The sequence below is a fragment of the Pontixanthobacter luteolus genome, assembly GCF_947494915.1.
In the GTDB taxonomy this organism is placed as follows: Bacteria; Pseudomonadota; Alphaproteobacteria; order Sphingomonadales; family Sphingomonadaceae; genus Pontixanthobacter; species Pontixanthobacter luteolus.
Genome location: NZ_CANLWR010000001.1, coordinates 485,584 through 507,369 on the forward strand (window position 1 = coordinate 485,584; position 21,786 = coordinate 507,369).

The window sequence follows — 21,786 nt, forward strand, 5'->3', positions numbered from 1 at the left end:
CTCGCGCGGATTTGCCGTCTGCCTCTTTATATGGGGTGTACGCGGCGCGCGCGAGTTTTTGCATTCTTACCGGTCCGCTGGCTTCACAATTCAGGTGAAGAGTACTTCATGCCGACTATTAACCAGCTGGTCCGCAAGGGCCGCGTTCCGCAGAAGGCCAAATCCAAGGTCCCTGCGATGGAACAGAACCCGCAGAAGCGCGGCGTTTGCACCCGTGTTTACACGACTACTCCGAAGAAGCCGAACTCGGCGCTTCGTAAGGTTGCCAAGATCCGTCTGACCAACCAGCGCGAAGTCATCTCCTACATCCCGGGCGAGGGCCACAACCTGCAGGAGCACTCCGTTGTGCTTATCCGCGGCGGCCGTGTGCGCGACCTTCCCGGTGTGCGTTACCACGTCCTGCGCGGCGTGCTCGATACGCAAGGGGTCAAGGATCGCAAGCAGAGCCGTTCGAAGTACGGCGCCAAGCGTCCGAAGTAAGGTTTAGGCGCGGTGCCAGCGCGTTCTTCGATCCGGTTGCCTGACATCAGGTGGCTGGCGAAGCAGGCTGGATCCGCAGGGCGGCCCTGAACAGGGTTGCTGCACTCCGAAGGAGTTTTATAATATGTCACGTCGTCGTCGTCCCGAGAAACGGGTCATCCTGCCCGATCCCAAGTTTGGTGATCAGGTCCTGTCGAAGTTCATGAACAACCTCATGCTCGACGGTAAGAAATCCACTGCCGAACGTATCGTTTACGGTGCGCTCGATACGGTCGAAGCGAAAGCCAAGGCCGATCCTATCCAGCTGTTCCATGATGCGCTGAACAACATCAAGCCGCAGGTGGAAGTACGCAGCCGCCGTGTTGGTGGTGCAACATACCAGGTTCCAGTCGAAGTTCGCCCCGAGCGTGCCCAGGCCCTGGCTATTCGCTGGCTGATCGGTGCGGCTCGTGGCCGCCCTGAAACGACCATGTCGGCACGCCTTTCGGGCGAGCTGATGGATGCGTCGAACAACCGCGGCAATGCTGTGAAGAAGCGTGAAGACACGCACCGCATGGCAGACGCCAACCGCGCGTTCTCGCACTACCGTTGGTAATCGGATCGGGCAGGGCGTGCTCGCCATGTGGCGGGCCGTCTTAAACTGGTCACAAACGTAACTATATAGGGAACCAAGGGCTGCATCAGGCAGCCCGCCCTATCATTCCTTGAGGTATCATCATGGCCCGCGAATATCCGCTGGAACGCTATCGTAATATCGGGATTATGGCGCACATTGACGCCGGTAAGACCACTACGACCGAGCGCATTCTTTATTACACCGGTAAGTCTTACAAAATCGGCGAAGTGCATGACGGCGCTGCGACGATGGACTGGATGGAGCAGGAGCAGGAGCGTGGCATCACGATTACCTCCGCTGCTACCACCACCTTCTGGTCGGCCGAAGATGGCCAGGGCCCGAAGCACCGGATCAACATCATCGACACCCCCGGGCACGTTGACTTCACCATCGAAGTCGAGCGTTCGCTCCGCGTGCTCGACGGCGCGGTTGCAGTTTTCGACGGCGTTGCCGGCGTTGAACCGCAGTCCGAAACCGTCTGGCGTCAGGCTGACAAGTACGGCGTTCCGCGCATGTGCTTCGTCAACAAGCTCGACCGTACGGGTGCAGACTTCTATTACTGCGTGCAGTCGATCATCGATCGTCTCGGCGCGAACCCGCTGGTCCTCTATCTCCCGATCGGCGCGGAAAGCGACCTGCAGGGCGTAGTCGACCTCGTGAACAACCGCGGCATCGTCTGGGAAAATGACGGTCTCGGCGCGACGTTCAACTATGTCGACATCCCTGAAGACATGGCCGACAAGGCTGCTGAATATCGCGAAAAGCTGATCGAAACTGCTGTTGAGCAGGACGATGACGTGATGGAAGCATACCTCGAAGGAAACGAGCCCGACGCAGCAACGCTGAAGAAGCTCATCCGCAAGGGTACCATGGCGCGCGACTTCGTTCCCGTGCTGTGCGGCTCGGCGTTCAAGAACAAGGGCGTTCAGCCTCTGCTCGACGCCGTTGTCGATTACATGCCTTCGCCGCTCGACGTACCTGCGATTAAGGGTGTTCTGCCTGATAGCGACGAAGAAGATACGCGCCCGTCCAGCGACGACGCGCCGTTCTCGGCTCTCGCATTCAAGATCATGAACGATCCGTTCGTCGGTTCGCTTACCTTCACGCGCATCTACTCTGGCCACCTGGCCAAGGGTAGCGTGCTCAACTCCGTCAAGGAGAAGAAGGAAAAGATCGGCCGTATGCTGCTGATGCATTCCAACAACCGTGAAGACATCGATGAGGCATTTGCCGGCGACATCGTCGCTATTGCAGGCCTCAAGGAAACCACCACCGGCGACACGCTGTGTGATGCTTCCAAGCCGATCATTCTCGAGCGTATGGAATTCCCCGAGCCGGTTATCGAGCTTTCGGTGGAGCCGAAGACCAAGGCCGACCAGGAAAAGATGGGCGTAGCCCTGAACCGTTTGGCTGCCGAAGATCCTTCGTTCCGCGTTACGACCGACCACGAATCGGGCCAGACGATCATCAAGGGTATGGGCGAGCTTCACCTCGACATTCTCGTTGACCGTATGAAGCGCGAGTTCAAGGTCGAGGCTAACGTCGGTGCTCCGCAGGTTGCTTATCGTGAATCGCTCGGTCGTGAGATCGAAGTCGACTACACGCATAAGAAGCAGTCGGGTGGTACCGGTCAGTTCGCACGCGCCAAAGCCAAGTTCATCCCTGGTGAACGGGGTCAGGGCATTGTGTTCGAAGACAGCATCAAGGGCGGTAACATTCCTAAGGAATACATCCCGTCCCTCGAGAAGGGTATTCGTGAGCAGGCCGATAGCGGCTATCTCATCGGCTTCCCGATCATCGACTTCACGATCCACGTCTATGACGGCGCGTATCACGATGTTGACTCCTCCACCGTGGCCTTCGAAATCTGCGGTAAGGGCGCGATGCGCGAAGCAGCGGAACGTGGCGGCATCAAGCTGCTCGAGCCGGTGATGAAGGTTGAAGTCGTAACTCCCGAGGATTACCTCGGCGATGTTATCGGCGATCTCAACTCGCGTCGTGGCCAGATCCAGGGCACCGATACCCGCGGTAACGCTCAGGCGGTCGAGGCATTCGTGCCGCTGGCCAACATGTTCGGCTACGTGAACGAGCTCCGTTCGTTCAGTCAGGGCCGGGCCAACTACTCCATGCAGTTCAGTCACTACGACGAAGTGCCGCAGGCGGTTGCGCTCGAAGTTAAGGAGAAGCTTGCTTAAGGGCGAGCGAGTGTCTAAGGGCGGCGCCTGTCTTGGCGGGTGCCGCCGATTCCCACATTTGTATTAGTCATAGACTTAGAGGTTATTGAAAATGGCGAAGGAAAAATTTGAGCGGAATAAGCCGCACGTAAACGTCGGCACCATTGGCCACGTTGACCACGGCAAAACTACCCTGACTGCAGCGATCACCAAGGTCCTCGGTTCGGCTGTTGATTTCGCAAACATCGACAAGGCTCCGGAAGAGCGCGAGCGTGGTATCACCATCTCGACCGCTCACGTTGAGTACGAAACCGACGCGCGTCACTACGCACACGTCGACTGCCCGGGTCACGCTGACTATGTTAAGAACATGATCACCGGTGCTGCCCAGATGGACGGCGCAATCCTGGTTGTTAACGCAGCTGACGGCCCAATGCCGCAGACCCGCGAGCACATCCTGCTTGCACGTCAGGTCGGCGTTCCGGCTCTGGTCGTTTACATGAACAAGGTTGACCAGGTTGACGACGAGGAAATCCTCGAGCTCGTCGAACTGGAAGTTCGCGAACTGCTCAGCGAATACGGCTTCGACGGCGACAACATCGCCATCGTTAAAGGTTCGGCTCTTGCCGCTCTCGAAGGTCGCGATCCTGAAATCGGTGAAAACTCGATCAAGGAACTGATGGACGCTGTTGATGCGAACATCCCGCAGCCTGACCGTCCGGTCGACAAGGACTTCCTGATGCCGATCGAAGACGTGTTCTCGATCTCGGGTCGTGGTACCGTTGTTACCGGCCGTATCGAAACCGGCGTTGTGAACGTTGGCGACGAAGTCGAAATCGTCGGCATCAAGGACACCACCAAGACGACCGTCACCGGCGTCGAAATGTTCCGCAAGCTGCTTGATCGCGGTGAAGCTGGCGACAACGTTGGTGCACTGATCCGCGGCGTTGCCCGTGAAGATGTCGAGCGTGGCCAGGTTCTCGCGAAGCCGGGTTCGGTTAATCCGCACACTGAATTCAGCGCAGAAGTCTACGTCCTTTCGAAGGACGAGGGTGGCCGTCACACGCCGTTCTTTGCGAACTACCGTCCGCAGTTCTACTTCCGCACCACCGACGTCACCGGTGAAGTTATTCTGCCTGAAGGCACCGAAATGGTCATGCCTGGCGATAACGTAACCATCGACGTCAAGCTGATCGCTCCGATCGCTATGGACCAGGGTCTCCGCTTCGCTATCCGCGAAGGTGGTCGTACTGTTGGTTCGGGCGTTGTTGGCGCAATCAAGAAGTAATTCGTTACTTTCCAGAAAGCGCTCGGCGGCCAATCGGTCGCCGGGCGTTTTCTTTTGCAGCCCAAGTCCGAAACCGACGGTAAAAACACGTGTCGGGGGTTGCAACGTCGGGGTGTTGGCCATATAGCGCGCCTCAACGAACGAGATTCGTCTCACATTCGGAATTAGTTTTGATCAGTGGCCCTGCTCTCCCTCGGAGACGGGAGAGGGCGGGTCTCTGGTTTTTGTTGTTTGCTCTTTCTCATTGGTAGTTGGACATGGAAGCCCAGAATATTCGCATTCGCCTCAAGGCGTTCGATCACCGCGTACTCGACCAGGCAACTGGCGAGATTGCAGACACCGCTCGCCGTACTGGCGCGCTTATTCGTGGCCCCATTCCGATGCCGACGAGAATTGAGAAGTTTACCGTGAACCGCGGCCCGCACATCGACAAGAAGTCGCGCGAGCAGTTCGAGGTACGCACTTACAAGCGGCTGCTCGACATTGTTCAGCCGAACGCCCAGACCGTTGACGCGCTTATGAAGCTCGACCTCGCTGCTGGCGTAAACGTGGAAATTAAGCTCGCTTAACTTTCCGGTCCCGGTTCTGCCGGGGCGAAGACTTAGGGATACCGCCGGATCTGATCCGGGTCTGCGTCCCCCGTCTCGCAAACCCAGGGCTTTTCCTGGGGGAGCACTCAGCCCGGACGGGGCGACGCATCACAAAATGGGCTGGCACGCACCCGGGGATGGGCCTCTGGTGCCTCTGTGTTAGGAGTTTTGACGATGCGCACTGGCGTGATCGCAAAGAAGGTTGGGATGACCCGCCTGTTTCAGGAGGATGGACGTCACGTTCCCGTGACGGTTCTTGCTCTTGAAGATTGCCAAGTCGTTTCGCACCGCACCGCTGACCGCGATGGTTATTTCGCGCTTCAGGTTGGTTCGGGCGAAGCCAAACAAAAGAATGTTGCAAAGCCTCAGCGTGAGCACTTCGCGAAAGCCGAAGTTCCGCTGAAGCAGAAGGTTGCTGAATTCCGTGTCGACTCCGAGGAAGCTCTGCTTCCTGTTGGTGCTCGTATCTCGGCTGAGCACTTCGTAGCTGGCCAGAAGGTCGACATCACCGGTCACACGCAGGGTAAAGGCTTCGCCGGCGCCATGAAGCGTTGGGGCTTCGGTGGTCTGCGTGCTACTCACGGTGTCTCGCTCTCTCACCGTTCGCACGGTTCGACGGGTAACCGTCAGGATCCGGGCCGCGTGTTCAAGGGCAAGAAGATGGCTGGTCACATGGGTGACCGTCAGCGCACACAGCAAAACCTTGAAATCGTTCGTACCGACGCCGATCGCGGTCTTCTGTTCGTCAAGGGTTCTGTCCCTGGCCACAAGAACGCATGGCTCGTCGTTCGCGATTCCGTGAAGCTCAAGATGCCTGAAGATCTGCCGTTCCCCGGTGTGATGCGTCGTAACGAAGCGGAATTCGCTTCGGAAGATGCAACCCCTGGTCTGGTTGAGAGCGCAGCTGAGCACGAAGTGACACCCGAAGTGACTGCCGAGCAGCAAGAAAAGCTGATGGCTGAGCAGGAATCGGGCGCTGATACTGAAACCCCGAAGTCGGATGAAGGCAACACGCCTGCAGACGACGCTGGCAAGGAGGGCTGATCCGATGAAGGTGAAGGTCCAGAAAATCGACGGCGGCAAGGCGTCCGGCGAAGTCGAGCTCAATGATGCCGTTTTCGGTGTCGAGCCGCGCGCTGACATCCTGCACCGTGTTGTAACATGGCAGCTTGAAAACCGCCGTGGCACTGCACGTCCGACGCGTGAACGTTCCGACGTTAACCGCACGGGCAAGAAGTACGGCAAGCAGAAGGGTGGCGGCGTTGCCCGTCACGGTGACCGCGGCGCCCCGATCTTTATCGGCGGTGGTAAGGCTCACGGTGCTCGCAAGCGTGAATTCGAGCAGTCGCTCAACAAGAAAATCCGCGCTCTCGGCCTGAAGATGGCTCTGTCGAGCAAGGCGAAAGGCGGCCTCGTGGTCGTTGACAGTCTGAAGCTCAAGGACGCCAAGACACAGGTTCTCAAGGGTCACCTCGACAAGCACGGTTTTGCCGGCAAGGTCCTGGTGATCGACGGTGAGAGCGTCGAAGACGGTTTCCGCAAGGCAGCTGGTAACCTCCCGGGCGTCAACGTGCTCCCGGCACAGGGTGCCAATGTCTATGACATTTTGAACCACGACACGCTGGTCCTTACGACCGACGCTGTTGAAAAGCTGGAGGCGCGCTTCAATGGCTAAGAAGCAAGAAATCGACGCGCGTCACTACGACGTTATCCTCGCTCCTCACATTACCGAGAAGTCGACCCTGCTGTCTGAAAACGACGCAGTTGTCTTCAAGGTAGCGAACGATGCCACTAAGCCGCAGATCAAAGAAGCGGTCGAGGCTCTGTTCGACGTGAAGGTCAAGGGTGTGAACACCTTGGTTCAAAAGGGCAAAGTCAAGCGCTGGAAGGGTCGTCCTTACAAGCGTAGCGACTTCAAAAAAGCGATCGTAACACTGGCAGACGGCGGCTCGATCGACGTCACCAGCGGTCTCTGAGGCGTAGAGAAGAACTATGGCACTCAAGAATTACAAACCGACAAGCCCCGCCCGTCGCGGCTTGATCCTCGTCGACAAAACCGGCCTGTACAAAGGCAAGCCGGTCAAGTCGCTTACAGAGGGCAAGCGCAAGACCGGTGGACGCAACAACAAAGGTCATGTCACCTCGCGTGGCATCGGCGGCGGTCACAAGCAGAAATACCGCTTTATCGACTTCAAACGTCGTAAGTGGGATATGGAAGCAACCGTGGAGCGGATCGAATACGATCCTAACCGCACAGCTTTCATCGCTCTGCTCAAGTACACCGACGGTGAACAGGCTTACATCGTTTGCCCGCAGCGTCTCGCTGTTGGTGACACGGTTATCGCCGGCGAAAAGGTCGATACGAAGCCTGGCAATGCCATGCTTCTGGGCCAGATGCCGGTCGGCACCATCTGCCACAACGTGGAGATGAAGCCGGGCAAAGGCGGTCAGATCGCACGTAGCGCGGGCACCTATGTCCAGCTCGTCGGCCGTGACCGCGGCATGGTTATCGTTCGCCTCAACTCGGGCGAGCAGCGTTACCTGCGCAGTGACTGCATGGGTACGGTTGGCGCGGTTTCGAACCCCGACAACCAGAACCAGAACCTGGGCAAGGCCGGTCGTCGCCGCTGGATGGGCATCAAGCCTCTGACACGTGGTGTTGCGAAGAACCCGGTCGATCACCCTCACGGTGGTGGTGAAGGCCGTACTTCGGGTGGCCGTCATCCGGTTACCCCATGGGGCAAGCCGACCAAGGGTGCTCGCACTCGCAAGAACAAGCAGACGGATAAGATGATCATCCGTTCGCGTCACGCCAAGAAGAAGAGGTAACCGAGATGGCTCGCTCCGTCTGGAAAGGTCCGTTCGTAGACCTCCACCTGCTGAAAAAGGCAGAAGATGCACAGGAAAGTGGTGGCAACAAGCCGATCAAGACTTGGTCGCGTCGTTCCACTGTCCTGCCGCAGTTCGTTGGCCTGACGTTCAACGTCTATAATGGTCAGAAGTTTATTCCGGTGTCCGTGAATGAGGACATGGTCGGTCACAAGCTCGGTGAATTCGCGCCAACGCGCAACTTCCCGGGCCACGCTGCCGACAAGAAGGGTAAGCGCTAATGGGTAAGGCAAAATCCCCGCGCCGTGTTGGCGAAAACGAAGCACTGGCTGTTGGCACCACCATCCGTGGTTCCGCGCAGAAGCTTAATCTTGTTGCTGAACTGATCCGCGGCAAGAAGGTCGAAGATGCACTTAACATCCTCACCTTCTCGAAGAAGTCGATGGCTCGTGACGCTCAGAAGGTTCTGTCTTCGGCAATCGCCAATGCCGAGAACAACCACGACCTCGACGTCGACTCGCTCGTCGTTGCAGAGGCCAGCGTCGGCAAGTCGATCACAATGAAGCGTTTCCACACACGTGGTCGCGGCAAAAGCACACGGATCCTCAAGCCGTTCAGCCGCCTGCGTATCGTGGTTCGCGAAGCAGAGGAGGCGTAAGCCATGGGTCAGAAGAGTAATCCGATCGGCCTGCGTCTGCAGATCAACCGCACCTGGGACAGCCGCTGGTACGCCGAAGGGCGCGACTACGCACAGCTGCTCAAGGAAGACATCGAAATCCGCAAGTACATCATGGACACGGTGCCCCAGGCAGCGATTTCCAAGGTGGTGATCGAGCGTCCGGCAAAGCTTTGCCGCGTTTCGATCTATGCAGCCCGTCCCGGTGTTATCATCGGCAAGAAGGGTGCGGACATCGAGAAGCTGCGTTCCAAGCTGGCAACCATGACCGACAGCGAAGTGAAGCTGAACATCGTTGAAATCCGCAAGCCGGAAATCGACGCGAAGCTCGTCGCTCAGGGCATTGCCGATCAGCTGATCCGCCGTGTTGCTTTCCGCCGTGCCATGAAGCGCGCCGTTCAGTCCGCTCTGCGTCTGGGTGCCGAAGGCATCAAGATCGTTTGCGGTGGCCGTCTCGGTGGTGCTGAAATCGCTCGCGTCGAATGGTACCGTGAAGGCCGTGTTCCGTTGCATACACTGCGCGCGAACGTCGACTATGCCGAAGCCGAAGCGCTGACCGCATATGGTATCATCGGCATCAAGTGCTGGATCTTCAAAGGTGAGATTCTGGCGCACGACCCGACCGCACAAGACCGACTGATGATGGAAGCTCAGACTTCCGGCGTCCGTCCGGCTCGCTGATAGAATTCGAGAGTAAGCAACATGCTGCAACCGAAAAAACATAAATATCGCAAGGCCTTCAAGGGCAAGATCCACGGCGATGCGAAGGGCGGCACCACGCTGAACTTCGGCTCCTATGGTCTGAAAGCTCTTGAGCCCGAGCGTATCACTGCACGCCAGATCGAAGCTGCGCGTCGTGCGATTACCCGCCACATGCGCCGTCAAGGCCGTTTGTGGATCCGTGTATTCCCCGACGTGCCAGTGTCGAAGAAGCCTGCCGAAGTCCGTCAGGGTAAAGGCAAGGGTTCGGTCGAATATTGGGCAGCTCGGGTTAAGCCCGGCCGCATCCTGTTCGAGCTGGACGGCGTTCCCGGCCCACTGGCTGCTGCTGCTTTCGAGCGCGCTGCCATGAAGCTGCCAATCAAGACCAAGGTCGTTGCCCGTCTGGGTGACACCTCGCACCTGGAGGGTTGATCATGAGCAAGATCGAAGATCTCCGCACCAAGTCCGATGACCAGCTTGACGCTGACCTCACCGAACTGAAGCGCGAACAGTTCAACCTGCGTTTCCAGGCTGCAACTAACCAGCTGGAGCGTCCTGCGCGGATTAAAGAAGTCCGCCGCGCGATCGCCCAGATCAAGACGCTGCAGACCGAACGGTCCGCAGCGACTGCGAAATAAGGAGGCCACGATGCCTAAACGTATCCTCGTCGGGACCGTAACCTCCGACAAGACTGACAAGACCGTGACCGTGAAGGTCGAGCGGAAGGTGAAGCACCCCCTTTACGGGAAGATCATCCGTCGTTCGAAGAAGTATCACGCTCACGACGAAGAGAATGCTTACAAGATGGGCGACACCGTCCGGATTGAAGAAACCAAGCCGATTTCCAAGACCAAGACCTGGAAGGTTATCGACACGGTTCAAGCGAGCAAGGGTGTCGCTGTTGAAGCTGACATCGAAGTCGAAGCGGCTGCTGGCAGCACTTCGTAAGACGTTTTTTGGAACTGCAGGACTGGTTTCTGCAAGCCGATTGAGAAGGAACTGAATCCATGATTCAGATGCAATCTAATCTAGACGTCGCGGACAACAGCGGCGCTAAGCGCGTCCAGTGCATCAAGGTGCTGGGCGGGTCGAAGCGTCGTACCGCGAGCGTCGGCGACGTAATCGTCGTTTCCGTCAAGGAAGCGCAGCCACGCGCAAAGGTCAAAAAGGGCGACGTTCACCGGGCTGTGATCGTCCGTACCCGCAAGGACGTTCGTCGTCCCGACGGTAGCGTGATCCGTTTTGACGGCAACGCGGCTGTGCTCGTCAACAAGAGCGAAGAGCCAATCGGCACTCGTATCTTTGGCCCCGTGGTCCGCGAACTTCGCGGCCGTGGGTTCATGAAGATCATCTCGCTCGCTCCGGAGGTGCTCTAATGGCCGCCGCTAAGATCAAGAAAGGCGACAGCGTCGTCGTACTCTCGGGCAAGGACAAGGGCCGTACCGGCACCGTCCAGAAGGTCATGCCGAAAGAAGGCAAGGTCGTCGTCGAGGGCATCAACATCGCTGCCCGTCACCGCAAGCCCAGCCAGGAAAACCCGCAGGGTGGCATCGATCGCTTCGAAGCGCCGATGCACCTCGCAAAGGTTGCCGTGGCTGATCCGAAGGATGGCAAGCCGACCCGCGTCCGTTTCGAAGAACAGGACGGCAAGAAGGTCCGCGTTGCTGTAAAATCCGGAGAGAAAATCGATGGCTGATTACACACCTCGCATGAAGCAGCGTTTTGACGACGAGATCGTCAAGGCGATGACTGAAAAGTTCGGTTACAAGAACCGTCTCGAAGTCCCCAAGCTGGAAAAGATCACGCTCAACATGGGCGTTGGCGAAGCCAGCCAGGACAAGAAGAAGGTTGCGACCGCTGCTGAAGAAATGGCTCTGATTGCCGGCCAGAAGCCGGTTATCACGAAGGCAAAAAAGTCGATCGCACAGTTCAAACTGCGCGAAGGCATGCCGATCGGTTGCAAGGTTACCCTGCGCCGTGAACGTATGTACGAATTCGTAGATCGTCTTGTGACGGTCGCGATGCCCCGCATCCGTGACTTTCGTGGTCTGAACGCCAAGTCGTTCGATGGCCGCGGCAACTACGCGATGGGCCTGAAAGAACAGATCGTCTTCCCCGAAATCTCGTACGACAAGATCGAGACCGTTCGCGGGATGGACATCATCGTAACTACCACCGCGAAAACCGACGAAGAGGCACGCGAACTGCTGCGTCTGTTCGGTTTCCCGTTCCCTGCCGAAAAGCAGGACGAAGAAAAGGCTGCGGCGTGAGCCGCTAAGGAAGAGAGCTTAAGTCCATGGCGAAACTGAGTTCCATCAACAAGAATGAGCGTCGTAAGAAGCTCGTCAAGAAGTACGCGGCGAAGTACGCGAAGCTTAAGGCGATTGCTGATGACAAGTCGCTCGACGAGAGCGAGCGTATGATCGCACGCCTCCAGATGGCTGAAATACCCCGCAACGCGAACCCGACCCGGGTCCGCAACCGCTGTGCAACCACTGGCCGCCCGCGCGGCTACTACCGGAAGTTCGGCCTCAATCGTATCGAACTCCGGAATCTTGCCAACCGTGGCATGATTCCCGGCGTTACGAAGTCGAGCTGGTAAGGATCTGACAGATGGCTATGACCGATCCACTGGGTGATATGCTCACCCGCATCCGCAACGGCCAGCGCGCGAAGAAGGACTCCGTCCTGTCGCCTGCGTCGAAGCTGCGTGCAAATGTTCTCGAAGTGCTTCAGCGCGAAGGCTACATCCGTGGCTATTCCGAAGACGAGAGCGGCAAGCACCCCGCACTGCGGATTGAACTGAAGTATTTCGAGGGCGAGCCTGCGATCAAGCATGTTGCCCGCGTTTCCAAGCCTGGCCGCCGCGTCTATTCGGGTTCGAAAGAACTCCCGATCGTACGTAACGGTCTGGGCATCACCATCGTCTCGACACCTCGCGGTGTGCTTTCGGATAACGAAGCGCGCAACGAAAATGTCGGCGGCGAAGTGCTTGCGGAGGTCTTCTGATGAGCCGCATTGGTAAGAGGGCTGTTGCTATTCCGGGCGGTGTTACCGCCAATATCGAGAATGGCACACTCAGCGTGAAGGGGCCCAAGGGCACCCTGTCGATGGGTCTGGCCGAAGACATCGAATACAAAGTCGAAGGCGACGAGATTTCGGTACTGCCGGCGAACAAGTCGCGTCGTGCCCGGGATTTCTGGGGCATGCAGCGTACGCTGGTCTCGAACCTCGTCCAGGGCGTCACCGAAGGTTTCAGCAAGACGCTTGAAATCACCGGCGTTGGTTATCGTGCACAGGCGCAGGGCCAGAAGCTCAAGCTTCAGCTCGGCTTCAGCCACGATGTCGACATCGACGTTCCGCAGGGTCTGGATGTGAAGACACCGGATCAGACGACTGTAATCATTAGCGGTATGGACAAGCAGGCCGTTGGCCAGCTTGCCGCCGAAATTCGCCGCTGGCGCAAGCCTGAGCCGTATAAGGGCAAGGGTATCAAGTACCAGGGCGAATACGTCTTCCGCAAGGAAGGGAAGAAGAAGTAAGATGGCAAAACTATCTCTCTTTGAACGCCGCCGTCGCCGTGTTCGTACGGCACTGCGCAGCCGCGCTGGCGATCGTCCCCGTCTGTCCGTGCACCGCACCGGCCGTCACATCTACGCTCAGATCATCGACGACAAGGACGGACGCACTGTTGCATCCGCTTCGACTCTCGGTGCGAAGAACTCGGGTGCGAACGTCGATGCTGCTGTAACGGTCGGCAAGGATATTGCTGCTGCTGCCAAGAAGGCCGGCGTCACCACTGTCGTGTTCGATCGCGGCGGTTTCCTTTTCCATGGCCGCGTCAAGGCGCTGGCCGATGCCGCCCGTGAAGGCGGGCTGGAGTTCTGATCATGGCTGACGAAAAGAAAACGCCTGAAGCCGAAGCAGCCAAGACCGACGAAGTGAAGGTCGAAGCAGCAGCGGTTGAAGAAGCAAAGGTCGAAGCTACTCCGGAAGCTGAAAAGGCTGCCGAGACTGTCGAAACTCCGAAGGCCGACGCGCCGCCGGAACCGACTGCTCAGGCACCTTCGGGTTCCGATGCTGCACCTCGCGAGCGTCAGGGCCGCGGTGGCCGTGACAACAATCGTGGTGGCGGCGGTGGCCGTGGCCGTGGTGGTCGCGACAACCGTCGCGGTGGACGCCGTGAAGAAGAAGATGATGGCATCATCGAAAAGCTGGTCCACATCAATCGTGTCTCGAAGACGGTTAAGGGTGGTAAGCGCTTCGGTTTCGCCGCTCTCGTAGTGGTCGGTGACGGCCAGGGCCGGGTTGGCTTTGGTCACGGCAAGGCACGTGAAGTGCCGGAAGCCATCACCAAGGCGACTGCAGCTGCAAAGAAGAAAATGATCCGCGTCGCTTTGAAAGAAGGTCGCACGCTTCACCACGACGGCAACGGCCGCTTTGGTGCAGGCAAGGTCACTGTACGTTCGGCTCCGGCCGGTACCGGTATCATCGCAGGTGGTCCGATGCGTGCAGTCTTCGAAAGCCTCGGCGTTGCCGACGTTGTGACCAAGTCGGTCGGCACGTCCAACCCGTACAACATGATCCGCGCCACTTTCGACGCGCTGGCCAACCAGACTTCTCCGAAGTCGGTCGCTCAGCGCCGGGGCAAGAAGGTCGCTGACCTTCTCGGCCGTGGTGGCGCAAGCGAGGCAGAGGCAGAAGCCGACGCCGCAGCTGTAGCGGAGTAAGACAGATGGCTGACAAGAAAACCATCAAGATCAAGCAGATCGGTTCGCCGATCCGCCGCCCTAAAGACCAGCGCCAGACGCTGATCGGCCTGGGTCTGAACAAGATGCACAAGGTCGTCGAACTGCAGGACACCCCTGAAGTTCGCGGCGCGGTAGCAAAGCTGCCGCACCTTGTTGCAGTCGTCGATTGATCTAAACTCAATTGATTTAGGCGGCCCGGTCTTGTACCGGGCCGTTTCCATTCAGCGCGAACAAAAGCGAAAGCGAGTGCACACTCATGAAACTTAACGATCTCAGAGATAACCCAGGCGCACGTAAGGTGCGTACCCGTGTCGGCCGTGGTATCGGTTCCGGCAAGGGCAAGACCGCTGGCCGAGGCCAGAAGGGTCAGAAATCCCGTTCGGGTGTTGCCGTAAAGGGCTTCGAAGGCGGCCAGATGCCGCTTCACATGCGTCTTCCAAAGCGCGGCTTCAACAATCCGTTCGGCAAGGACTTTGCCGAAGTGAACATCGGGATGATCCAGAAGTTCATCGACGACAAGAAGCTCGACGCCAAGAAAGACATCGATCACGCAGCCCTCAAGGCTGCCGGTCTCGCTCGTGGCGGCAAAGACGGTGTTCGTCTGCTCGGCAAGGGTGAAATCAAGGCAAAGGCCAAGTTCATCGTGAACGGTGCATCCAAGGGTGCCATCGAAGCGGTTGAAAAGGCTGGCGGCTCGGTAGAAGTTCTTCCTGCTCCGAAGCACGATGGCGGCCAGGGCGACAAAGCGCCCAAGGGCAAGGCTTTCGAGCGTAAAGACGGTAAGAAGTCCAAATAATCAGGTTAAATAGGGGGCGGGGGTTCGACATCGTGCGCCTCGCTCCCTATGTATCCTCCTCAAGTCGGGCCAACCACATTGAGGACCCGGCGTTTGACCAGGATTTGTAAGTTCTCATGGCATCACGCGCCGACAATATCGCGAGCAATCTAAGCCTCGCCAATTTCTCGAAAGCCACCGAGCTCAAGAACCGTATCTGGTTCACAATCGGTGCGCTGATCGTATTCCGTTTCCTCAGCTTCGTTCCGCTGCCCGGTATTGATCCCGTGGAGCTTGCGGCATTCAACGAACGCACGCAGGGCGGGATCCTCGACATTTTCAACACCTTCACCGGTGGTGCGCTCGAAAATATGAGCCTCATCGCGTTGGGTGTGATGCCGTATATTACGGCATCGATCGTGATCCAGATGGCGGCGTCGCTGCATCCCGCACTCGCGGCCCTCAAGAAAGAAGGGCAGACCGGACGACAGAAGCTGAACCAGTACACGCGCTACGGCACCGTGCTGCTATGCTCGATCCAGGGTTTCTTCATTGCGCAGAACGCTGTCACTCAAGGGTTCGCGGTAACCGGCGATCAGCTATTTTACATCGTCGCGATCATCAACCTCGTTGGCGGCACCATGTTCCTGCTGTGGCTGGGTGAACAGATCACCTCGCGCGGGATTGGCAACGGCGTTTCGCTGATCATCATGGCGGGCATCGTCGCCCAGTTCCCGAGTTTTGTCGCCAACATGTTTGAAGGCGGCCGTACCGGTCAGATTGGCCCGGCAATTATCGTTGGCTTCGTGCTTATGGTGGTCGGCCTGATCCTGTTCATCTGCTTCATGGAACGTGCGCAGCGCCGTCTTCTGATCCAGTATCCCAAGCGGGCCAGTGCGCGCGGCATGATGCAGGCAGATCGTTCGCACCTTCCGCTCAAGCTCAACACCGCCGGTGTTATCCCGCCGATTTTCGCCAGCTCGCTCTTGCTGCTTCCGCTGACGATCACTCAGTTCGCCGGTACCAACCTGGACACCAGCACCAGCGCAGGCGGCTTCATGCAGCAGGTGCTTCAGTATCTGCAGCACGGACAGCCACTGTACATGACGCTGTATGCTGTCGGCATCATCTTCTTCTGCTTCTTCTACACCGCGGTTGTCTTCAACCCCGAGGAGACTGCGGAAAATCTGAAGAAGAATGGCGGTTTCATCCCAGGCATCCGTCCGGGCAAACGCACGGCCGATTATCTCGATTATGTACTGACCCGTATCACGGTCGTTGGTGCGCTGTATCTGACACTCGTCTGTGTTCTTCCGGAATATGTGATCGCCCAGACAGGCGTGCCATTGTTCCTGGGCGGGACGAGCCTGCTGATTGTCGTGAACGTAACTGTGGACACGATCAGCCAGATCCAGTCTCACCTTCTTGCGCACCAGTATGGTGACCTTATCAAGAAGGCCAAGCTGAAGGGGCGGCTGCGCTGATGGCGCGGCAATCGCCGGCAACACAGACACTAAGCTAACAGGGGTTTCTGCGTGAACATCATTCTTCTGGGGCCTCCCGGGGCTGGCAAAGGAACCCAGGCTAGCAGCCTAGAATCGCGCCACGGCATGCTTCAGCTGTCGACCGGCGACATGCTGCGTGAAACCCGCAAGGCGGATACGGAACTGGGGCGTCAGGTTGCTGACGTGATGGATTCCGGTGCGCTCGTCTCAGACGAGATTGTTTCGGCAATGATCGACGCAAAACTGGCAGACATGCCAGAGACCACGGGCGCAATCTTCGACGGTTACCCGCGGACCGAGGCGCAGGCACTTTCGCTGGACGAGATTCTTTCCAAGCATGGCCGCACGCTCGATCACGTTATCGAGCTTGAGGTAAACGAAGACGCGCTGGTTGACCGGATTACCGGACGCTACACCTGCGCTAAATGCGGCGCCGGTTATCATGATCGCCACAAGCTGCCTGCGACAGAGGGTGTTTGTGACAAATGCGGCTCGACCGAGTTCAAGCGGCGCGCCGACGATAATGAGGAAACGGTGCGCACCCGGATGCAGGAATACCGGGCCAAGACCGCCCCGATCCTGCCAATCTACGAAGCGCGCGGCATTGTCAGCCGGGTCGACGGAATGGCGAGTATCGAAGATGTCACCGCAGCGCTCGACGGGATACTGAAATAGAGCTGGTCTGACGCAGGCTTGGCCTGAAACAGGATTGAAGCTGGTCCAACACCCCTTTTCAAGCATTGCTCGCCATGGGATAGGGTGCGCATGCAAGGGGTTATCATGACACGTTTTCTGAAAATTGCGGCTTTGGGCGCGCTGGCCTTTTCTGCGCCGGCGCAGGCAGAGGTGATCGCTGAAACGCAGGGCGCCTTCGTCACTCGCGACAGCCAGACGGTTTCGGCGGATTTGCGCGAGACCTGGATGCTTCTGATCTCCCCCGCTAAGTGGTGGAATTCCGCGCACACATTCTCCGGCGAGTCAGCGAATATGACCCTCACCCCGCAGGCTGGCGGGTGTTTCTGCGAGCGAATTCCGGCAAAGGAAACTGCATCCACCATCGGCCTTGCGGGAAGCGTCGAGCATATGTCGGTCGTGCTGGCTATCCCGGATCAGGCGCTGCGCATGGAAGGCGCGCTCGGGCCGTTGCAGAGCGAGCCGGTCAAGGCCGTGTTGACCGTCACCCTGTCCGAAAGTGACGCCGGGACAAAGATTGATTTCGAATATGCAGTTGCGGGTTTCATGAGGTTCGAAACGGCTGCCATCGCCAAGGCGGTGGACGGCGTGATCAGCCAGCAGCTGAACGGGCTTTCTGAACAACTGGGGCCTGTCGCAGCCGCGCCTGAAGCGGAAGATGAAGCCGTCGCGGAAGACGGGGCTGAAGCTGCGGACAGCGGTGATGCTGACGAAAACCCTGCCGAGGAAGCTGCAGAAGATCCCCGCATTTCGGTGGATGAGGCGTTTGGCGATCTCGACCCCGGCAACTGAAAGTGCGCGAAATGCTTGGATGAAGCGGATCGTCCGCTAAGGTGCCTTCCAGGAGATTGATGCGAGTCGCCGCAAGACGCAGACAGCATTCATTTCTAGGTCGCAAAATTCTGGTTTCCGGATCGATCGATCTGGACGCGATAGGGGGAGAGTAGCGACCATGGCTGTATCTGATCACGTAGACCTTTCGACTTTCATGGAAGGCGTGAAGAAACGCAATCCGGGCCAAACCGAATTCATCCAGGCGGTCCAGGAGGTCGCGCAGGACGTTTTCGACTTCATCGACGACAAAGAGGAATATCACGCGGCACAGATCCTGCGGCGGATTGCAGAGCCAGACCGCGTGGTCAGTTTCCGCGTGTGCTGGGAAGATGACAACCATTGCATCCGTGTGCAGCGCGGTTGGCGCGTCCAGAACAACAATGCGATCGGCCCTTACAAAGGCGGCATCCGGTTTCATTCCAGCGTCAATGAAAGCGTGCTGAAATTCCTCGCATTCGAGCAGACCTTCAAGAACTCGCTCACCGGCTTGCCGATGGGCGGGGGCAAGGGCGGTTCCAACTTCAACCCCAAGGGCAAGTCCGACAGCGAAGTGATGCGTTTCTGTCAGTCGTTCATGACGGAACTCTACCGGCATATCGGGCCGGACACCGATGTCCCCGCTGGCGATATCGGCGTCGGGGGGCGCGAAATTGGCTACATGTTCGGCCAGTACAAACGCATTACCAACCGCTGGGAAGGCGTTTTGACCGGCAAGGCAATCGAATATGGCGGCTCGCAGATGCGGCCTGAGGCGACCGGTTACGGCGCGGTTTATTTCCTGCAGAACATGCTCAAGCATAAAGGTGAGGATGTAGAAGGGAAGACCGCTGTCATCTCCGGCTCCGGCAATGTCGCCACACACGCGGCGGAAAAGATCGTCCAGCTGGGCGGCAAGGTTCTGACCCTCTCGGACAGCGGCGGCTTTATTTACGATCCCGACGGCATCGATCAGGAAAAGATCGACTGGGTCAAAAACCTGAAAAACGTCCGGCGCGGGCGGATCAGCGAATATGCTGATCACTTCACCAATGCCTCCTTCCACGAAGGCAAGCGGCCATGGGATGTGACCTGCGACGTGGCGCTGCCGTGTGCCACGCAGAACGAACTCAACGAGGCGGAAGCGCGCGAGCTGGTATCCAATGGCGTTCAGGCGGTTTCGGAAGGGGCCAACATGCCCACCACGCTTGAAGGCGTTCATGTGTTCCACGATGCCAAGATCATGTATGGTCCGGGCAAGGCCGCCAATGCTGGCGGCGTCGCTGTTTCGGGCCTGGAGATGAGCCAGAATTCGGAGCGCATCAGCTGGAACCAGGAGCGCCTCGGCGACATGCTGACCGAACTGATGGAAGGCATCCACGGCAAATGCGTTGAATATGGCGACACAGGCGATGGCTATGTCGACTATGTCAAAGGGGCCAATATTGCAGGCTTCAAGAAGGTTGCCGACGCGATGTTGGCATTCGGTGTCGTCTGACACTTGCGAGCTGGTTTGAAGCGCCGGATTTTTGACCGAACGGACCATCTGGGGTAGGGGGCTTGCATTATCCGGACGCAGCCCCATCTGGTGTGCCTGGCCCGGGTTTGTTGTGCCTTAGAAGGTGTTTGCCTGTTGACCTAACAGGCGAATCCATTTAAGCGCGCCCTCATTCGGCAGTTTCGAATCCGTCCGGCAGGCAGCAGCCTTCATTCTGCGCCATCCGGACTTTTTGCGTTAGCAAGTTCGAGGCGGCTGAATAAACAACGCTATGAGATAGAGGCACGCCCTTTTCCGATACGCGGAAAATCAGTGTGATCCTCTGTGGAGCATGGAGAAGTAAGTGGCTCGTATTGCCGGGGTAAACCTCCCCACAAACAAGCGTGTAATCATCGCGCTCACCTATATTCACGGGATTGGCCGCACAACGGCTGTCCGCATCGCTGACAAGCTTGGCATCGATCACGCCCGCCGGGTGCAGGATCTTTCGGACGCTGAAGTCCTTTCGATCCGTGAAACGATTGACGCCGATCTTCAGGTCGAAGGTGACCTGCGTCGCGAAACTGCGATGAACATCAAGCGCCTGATGGACCTTCGGTCCTATCGCGGCCTTCGTCATCGTAATGGCCTGCCTGTTCGCGGCCAGCGTACGCACACCAATGCCCGTACCCGCAAGGGTAAGGCGAAGCCCATCGCGGGCAAGAAGAAGTAAGCGCGTTTTCCGCAGCTTACACAGTCTTCTTCCAGAAAATAGGAAACCGAAATTATGGCACGCGAACCAGGTCGGGTTAGAAAACGCGACAAAAAGAATATTTCGAGCGGCGTCGCGCACATCAACGCCAGCTTTAACAACACCATGATCACCATCACCGACGCGCAGGGCAATGCTATCAGCTGGTCCAGCGCAGGCGCGATGGGCTTCAAGGGTAGTCGTAAATCGACACCTTATGCTGCTCAGGTCGCAGCAGACGATGCTGGCAAGAAGGCCGCCGAACACGGCGTCCGTACGCTGGAAGTTGAAGTGAAGGGTCCGGGATCGGGTCGTGAGAGTGCACTGCGCGGCCTTGCTGCTGTAGGTTTCACGATCACTTCGATCCGTGACGTAACGCCGATCCCGCATAACGGGGTCCGGCCTTCCAAGCGTCGCCGCGTCTGATCTGAACCTGCCTGGCGGCCCTGCGGGGTCGCCAAGTTTTTCCGGACCGGACGCGTTGGGGTTAGGCACTCAACGCTTCGGTCCAGCCCGCATCTGAACCAGGGGAATTTCATGTCCGTCAACACCAAGAACTGGCAGGAACTTAAGAAACCCAACACCCTCGAGATCAAGGAAGGCGGCGACAAGGCTCGCAAAGCTACCTTTATCGCAGAACCGCTAGAGCGCGGTTTTGGCCTGACACTCGGTAACGCGCTTCGTCGCGTTCTGCTGTCGAGCCTGCAGGGTGCCGCTATCACCTCGATCAAGATCGAGAATGTCCTTCATGAATTCTCGTCGCTCGCCGGCGTTCGCGAAGACGTGACCGACATCGTTCTGAACGTAAAGCAAATCGCTCTCAAGATGGAAGGCGAAGGCCCCAAGCGCCTGCAGCTTTCCGCAACCGGTCCGGCCGAAATCAAGGCTGGCGATATTGCCGTTTCCGGCGACATCGAAGTGATGAACAAGGATCTCGTGATCTGTCACCTCGATGAAGGCGCGACCTTCAACATGGAACTCACCGCCGACGTTGGCAGTGGCTATGTTCCAGCTGTTCAGAACCGCCCGGCCGACGCGCCGATCGGCCTGATCCCGGTCGACTCGCTTTATTCGCCTGTCCGTCAGGTCAGCTACAAGGTCGAGAAGGCCCGTGTTGGTCAGGAACTCGACTTCGACAAGCTGAGCCTGAACGTCGAAACCGATGGCACTGTCACTCCTGAAGACGCGGTGGCTTATGCTGCGCGCATCCTTCAGGACCAGCTGACGCTGTTCGTCCACTTCGAAGACGGTATTCCTCAGCCGCAGAGCGCGATGATCGGTCACGCTGCTGCACCGCAGGAAGACGATGCCAACCAGCTCAACCGCTACCTTCTCAAGAAGGTCGACGAGCTGGAACTGTCGGTACGTTCGGCCAACTGCCTCAAGAACGACAACATCATCTATATCGGCGATCTGGTCCAGAAGACCGAAGCCGAGATGCTGCGTACGCCGAACTTCGGCCGCAAGTCGCTCAACGAGATCAAGGAAGTGCTTTCCAGCATGGGTCTGCGTCTCGGCATGGACATCCCCGGATGGCCGCCAGAGAACATCGAAGAAATGGCCAAGAAGCTCGAACAAGAGCTGCTCGGTTAAAAGGTTCCGGCGGCGCACCTCAAGCGCCGCCAGCTTTGGGGTACCTCAAACGGCCCCTCATCGAACTGAAGGAAGA

The 21,786-nt window shown here is 58.0% G+C and carries 32 protein-coding genes; all 32 read left to right on the forward strand.

Annotated features, from left to right (window positions below):
* Positions 1 to 108 precede the first annotated feature (108 nt).
* Positions 109 to 480, forward strand: a complete 372-nt coding sequence (gene rpsL / locus PO778_RS02305) for a 30S ribosomal protein S12 (RefSeq protein WP_160729495.1) — start codon at positions 109 to 111, stop codon at positions 478 to 480.
* Positions 481 to 604: 124 nt separating this feature from the next.
* A complete protein-coding gene (rpsG, locus tag PO778_RS02310) occupies positions 605 to 1,075 on the forward strand; it encodes a 30S ribosomal protein S7 (protein WP_160729496.1) in 471 nt (156 codons plus the stop codon).
* Positions 1,076 to 1,197: 122 nt separating this feature from the next.
* Entirely contained in the window at positions 1,198 to 3,291 is a 2,094-nt protein-coding gene (gene fusA, locus PO778_RS02315) for an elongation factor G (RefSeq protein WP_160729497.1), read from the forward strand.
* Between the two features lie 91 nt (positions 3,292 to 3,382).
* A complete protein-coding gene (tuf, locus tag PO778_RS02320) occupies positions 3,383 to 4,558 on the forward strand; it encodes an elongation factor Tu (protein ID WP_160729498.1) in 1,176 nt (391 codons plus the stop codon).
* Positions 4,559 to 4,815: 257 nt separating this feature from the next.
* Positions 4,816 to 5,127 carry a 30S ribosomal protein S10 gene (gene rpsJ / locus PO778_RS02325; protein WP_006831877.1) on the forward strand — a complete coding sequence of 104 codons (312 nt, stop codon included), beginning with the start codon at positions 4,816 to 4,818 and terminating at the stop codon, positions 5,125 to 5,127.
* A 195-nt stretch (positions 5,128 to 5,322) separates the two neighbouring features.
* Entirely contained in the window at positions 5,323 to 6,192 is an 870-nt protein-coding gene (gene rplC / locus PO778_RS02330; protein WP_160729499.1) for a 50S ribosomal protein L3, read from the forward strand.
* A 4-nt stretch (positions 6,193 to 6,196) separates the two neighbouring features.
* Positions 6,197 to 6,823 (forward strand): 50S ribosomal protein L4, encoded by a 627-nt coding sequence (rplD, locus tag PO778_RS02335; RefSeq protein WP_271438473.1) that lies wholly within the window; start codon positions 6,197 to 6,199, stop codon positions 6,821 to 6,823.
* Positions 6,816 to 7,124 carry a 50S ribosomal protein L23 gene (locus PO778_RS02340; RefSeq protein WP_160729501.1) on the forward strand — a complete coding sequence of 103 codons (309 nt, stop codon included), beginning with the start codon at positions 6,816 to 6,818 and terminating at the stop codon, positions 7,122 to 7,124. The genes rplD and PO778_RS02340 overlap by 8 nt, the downstream gene beginning before the upstream one ends.
* Positions 7,125 to 7,140: 16 nt before the next feature.
* Positions 7,141 to 7,977 carry a 50S ribosomal protein L2 gene (rplB, locus tag PO778_RS02345; protein ID WP_160729502.1) on the forward strand — a complete coding sequence of 279 codons (837 nt, stop codon included), beginning with the start codon at positions 7,141 to 7,143 and terminating at the stop codon, positions 7,975 to 7,977.
* Between the two features lie 5 nt (positions 7,978 to 7,982).
* Positions 7,983 to 8,258: a 30S ribosomal protein S19 gene (rpsS, locus tag PO778_RS02350; protein WP_160729503.1), complete on the forward strand. Its 276-nt coding sequence runs from the start codon at positions 7,983 to 7,985 to the stop codon at positions 8,256 to 8,258.
* Positions 8,258 to 8,635, forward strand: coding sequence for a 50S ribosomal protein L22 (rplV, locus tag PO778_RS02355; protein WP_160729504.1), 378 nt, complete (start codon positions 8,258 to 8,260; stop codon positions 8,633 to 8,635). The genes rpsS and rplV overlap by 1 nt, the downstream gene beginning before the upstream one ends.
* A gap of 3 nt (positions 8,636 to 8,638) precedes the next feature.
* Positions 8,639 to 9,334 carry a 30S ribosomal protein S3 gene (gene rpsC / locus PO778_RS02360; RefSeq protein ID WP_160729505.1) on the forward strand — a complete coding sequence of 232 codons (696 nt, stop codon included), beginning with the start codon at positions 8,639 to 8,641 and terminating at the stop codon, positions 9,332 to 9,334.
* A 21-nt stretch (positions 9,335 to 9,355) separates the two neighbouring features.
* Positions 9,356 to 9,787, forward strand: a complete 432-nt coding sequence (gene rplP, locus PO778_RS02365; RefSeq protein WP_160729506.1) for a 50S ribosomal protein L16 — start codon at positions 9,356 to 9,358, stop codon at positions 9,785 to 9,787.
* A 2-nt stretch (positions 9,788 to 9,789) separates the two neighbouring features.
* Positions 9,790 to 9,993: a 50S ribosomal protein L29 gene (gene rpmC, locus PO778_RS02370; RefSeq protein ID WP_160729507.1), complete on the forward strand. Its 204-nt coding sequence runs from the start codon at positions 9,790 to 9,792 to the stop codon at positions 9,991 to 9,993.
* 10 nt (positions 9,994 to 10,003) lie between these two features.
* Positions 10,004 to 10,303, forward strand: a complete 300-nt coding sequence (gene rpsQ, locus PO778_RS02375; RefSeq protein ID WP_160729508.1) for a 30S ribosomal protein S17 — start codon at positions 10,004 to 10,006, stop codon at positions 10,301 to 10,303.
* Between the two features lie 59 nt (positions 10,304 to 10,362).
* A complete protein-coding gene (gene rplN, locus PO778_RS02380) occupies positions 10,363 to 10,731 on the forward strand; it encodes a 50S ribosomal protein L14 (RefSeq protein ID WP_160729509.1) in 369 nt (122 codons plus the stop codon).
* Positions 10,731 to 11,051 (forward strand): 50S ribosomal protein L24, encoded by a 321-nt coding sequence (gene rplX, locus PO778_RS02385; RefSeq protein ID WP_160729510.1) that lies wholly within the window; start codon positions 10,731 to 10,733, stop codon positions 11,049 to 11,051. The genes rplN and rplX overlap by 1 nt, the downstream gene beginning before the upstream one ends.
* Positions 11,044 to 11,625: a 50S ribosomal protein L5 gene (gene rplE, locus PO778_RS02390; RefSeq protein WP_160729511.1), complete on the forward strand. Its 582-nt coding sequence runs from the start codon at positions 11,044 to 11,046 to the stop codon at positions 11,623 to 11,625. Before rplX ends, rplE begins: the two co-directional genes overlap by 8 nt.
* Before the next feature lie 26 nt (positions 11,626 to 11,651).
* On the forward strand, positions 11,652 to 11,957 hold the full coding sequence (gene rpsN / locus PO778_RS02395; RefSeq protein ID WP_160729512.1) for a 30S ribosomal protein S14: 306 nt from the start codon (positions 11,652 to 11,654) through the stop codon (positions 11,955 to 11,957).
* A gap of 11 nt (positions 11,958 to 11,968) precedes the next feature.
* A complete protein-coding gene (gene rpsH / locus PO778_RS02400; RefSeq protein WP_160729513.1) occupies positions 11,969 to 12,364 on the forward strand; it encodes a 30S ribosomal protein S8 in 396 nt (131 codons plus the stop codon).
* Positions 12,364 to 12,897, forward strand: a complete 534-nt coding sequence (gene rplF, locus PO778_RS02405) for a 50S ribosomal protein L6 (RefSeq protein WP_160729514.1) — start codon at positions 12,364 to 12,366, stop codon at positions 12,895 to 12,897. The genes rpsH and rplF overlap by 1 nt, the downstream gene beginning before the upstream one ends.
* Position 12,898: 1 nt before the next feature.
* A complete protein-coding gene (gene rplR / locus PO778_RS02410; protein WP_160729515.1) occupies positions 12,899 to 13,243 on the forward strand; it encodes a 50S ribosomal protein L18 in 345 nt (114 codons plus the stop codon).
* Positions 13,243 to 14,085 (forward strand): 30S ribosomal protein S5, encoded by an 843-nt coding sequence (rpsE, locus tag PO778_RS02415; RefSeq protein ID WP_160730594.1) that lies wholly within the window; start codon positions 13,243 to 13,245, stop codon positions 14,083 to 14,085. The genes rplR and rpsE overlap by 1 nt, the downstream gene beginning before the upstream one ends.
* A 5-nt stretch (positions 14,086 to 14,090) precedes the next feature.
* The gene (rpmD, locus tag PO778_RS02420) at positions 14,091 to 14,276 is read left to right on the forward strand and encodes a 50S ribosomal protein L30 (RefSeq protein ID WP_160729516.1); all 186 of its coding nucleotides are present in this window, start codon (positions 14,091 to 14,093) and stop codon (positions 14,274 to 14,276) included.
* Between the two features lie 86 nt (positions 14,277 to 14,362).
* Positions 14,363 to 14,902 carry a 50S ribosomal protein L15 gene (rplO, locus tag PO778_RS02425; RefSeq protein WP_160729517.1) on the forward strand — a complete coding sequence of 180 codons (540 nt, stop codon included), beginning with the start codon at positions 14,363 to 14,365 and terminating at the stop codon, positions 14,900 to 14,902.
* Positions 14,903 to 15,018: 116 nt separating this feature from the next.
* Positions 15,019 to 16,365 carry a preprotein translocase subunit SecY gene (gene secY / locus PO778_RS02430; protein ID WP_160729518.1) on the forward strand — a complete coding sequence of 449 codons (1,347 nt, stop codon included), beginning with the start codon at positions 15,019 to 15,021 and terminating at the stop codon, positions 16,363 to 16,365.
* Between the two features lie 51 nt (positions 16,366 to 16,416).
* Positions 16,417 to 17,061, forward strand: a complete 645-nt coding sequence (locus tag PO778_RS02435) for an adenylate kinase (protein WP_160729519.1) — start codon at positions 16,417 to 16,419, stop codon at positions 17,059 to 17,061.
* A gap of 105 nt (positions 17,062 to 17,166) precedes the next feature.
* Positions 17,167 to 17,871 carry an SRPBCC family protein gene (locus PO778_RS02440; protein ID WP_160729520.1) on the forward strand — a complete coding sequence of 235 codons (705 nt, stop codon included), beginning with the start codon at positions 17,167 to 17,169 and terminating at the stop codon, positions 17,869 to 17,871.
* A gap of 160 nt (positions 17,872 to 18,031) precedes the next feature.
* On the forward strand, positions 18,032 to 19,387 hold the full coding sequence (gdhA, locus tag PO778_RS02445) for an NADP-specific glutamate dehydrogenase (protein ID WP_160729521.1): 1,356 nt from the start codon (positions 18,032 to 18,034) through the stop codon (positions 19,385 to 19,387).
* Between the two features lie 343 nt (positions 19,388 to 19,730).
* Positions 19,731 to 20,099 (forward strand): 30S ribosomal protein S13, encoded by a 369-nt coding sequence (gene rpsM / locus PO778_RS02450; protein ID WP_160729522.1) that lies wholly within the window; start codon positions 19,731 to 19,733, stop codon positions 20,097 to 20,099.
* A gap of 54 nt (positions 20,100 to 20,153) precedes the next feature.
* The gene (gene rpsK / locus PO778_RS02455) at positions 20,154 to 20,543 is read left to right on the forward strand and encodes a 30S ribosomal protein S11 (protein ID WP_115366457.1); all 390 of its coding nucleotides are present in this window, start codon (positions 20,154 to 20,156) and stop codon (positions 20,541 to 20,543) included.
* A gap of 111 nt (positions 20,544 to 20,654) precedes the next feature.
* Positions 20,655 to 21,710 carry a DNA-directed RNA polymerase subunit alpha gene (locus tag PO778_RS02460; protein WP_160729523.1) on the forward strand — a complete coding sequence of 352 codons (1,056 nt, stop codon included), beginning with the start codon at positions 20,655 to 20,657 and terminating at the stop codon, positions 21,708 to 21,710.
* The last annotated feature ends 76 nt before the right edge of the window (positions 21,711 to 21,786 follow it).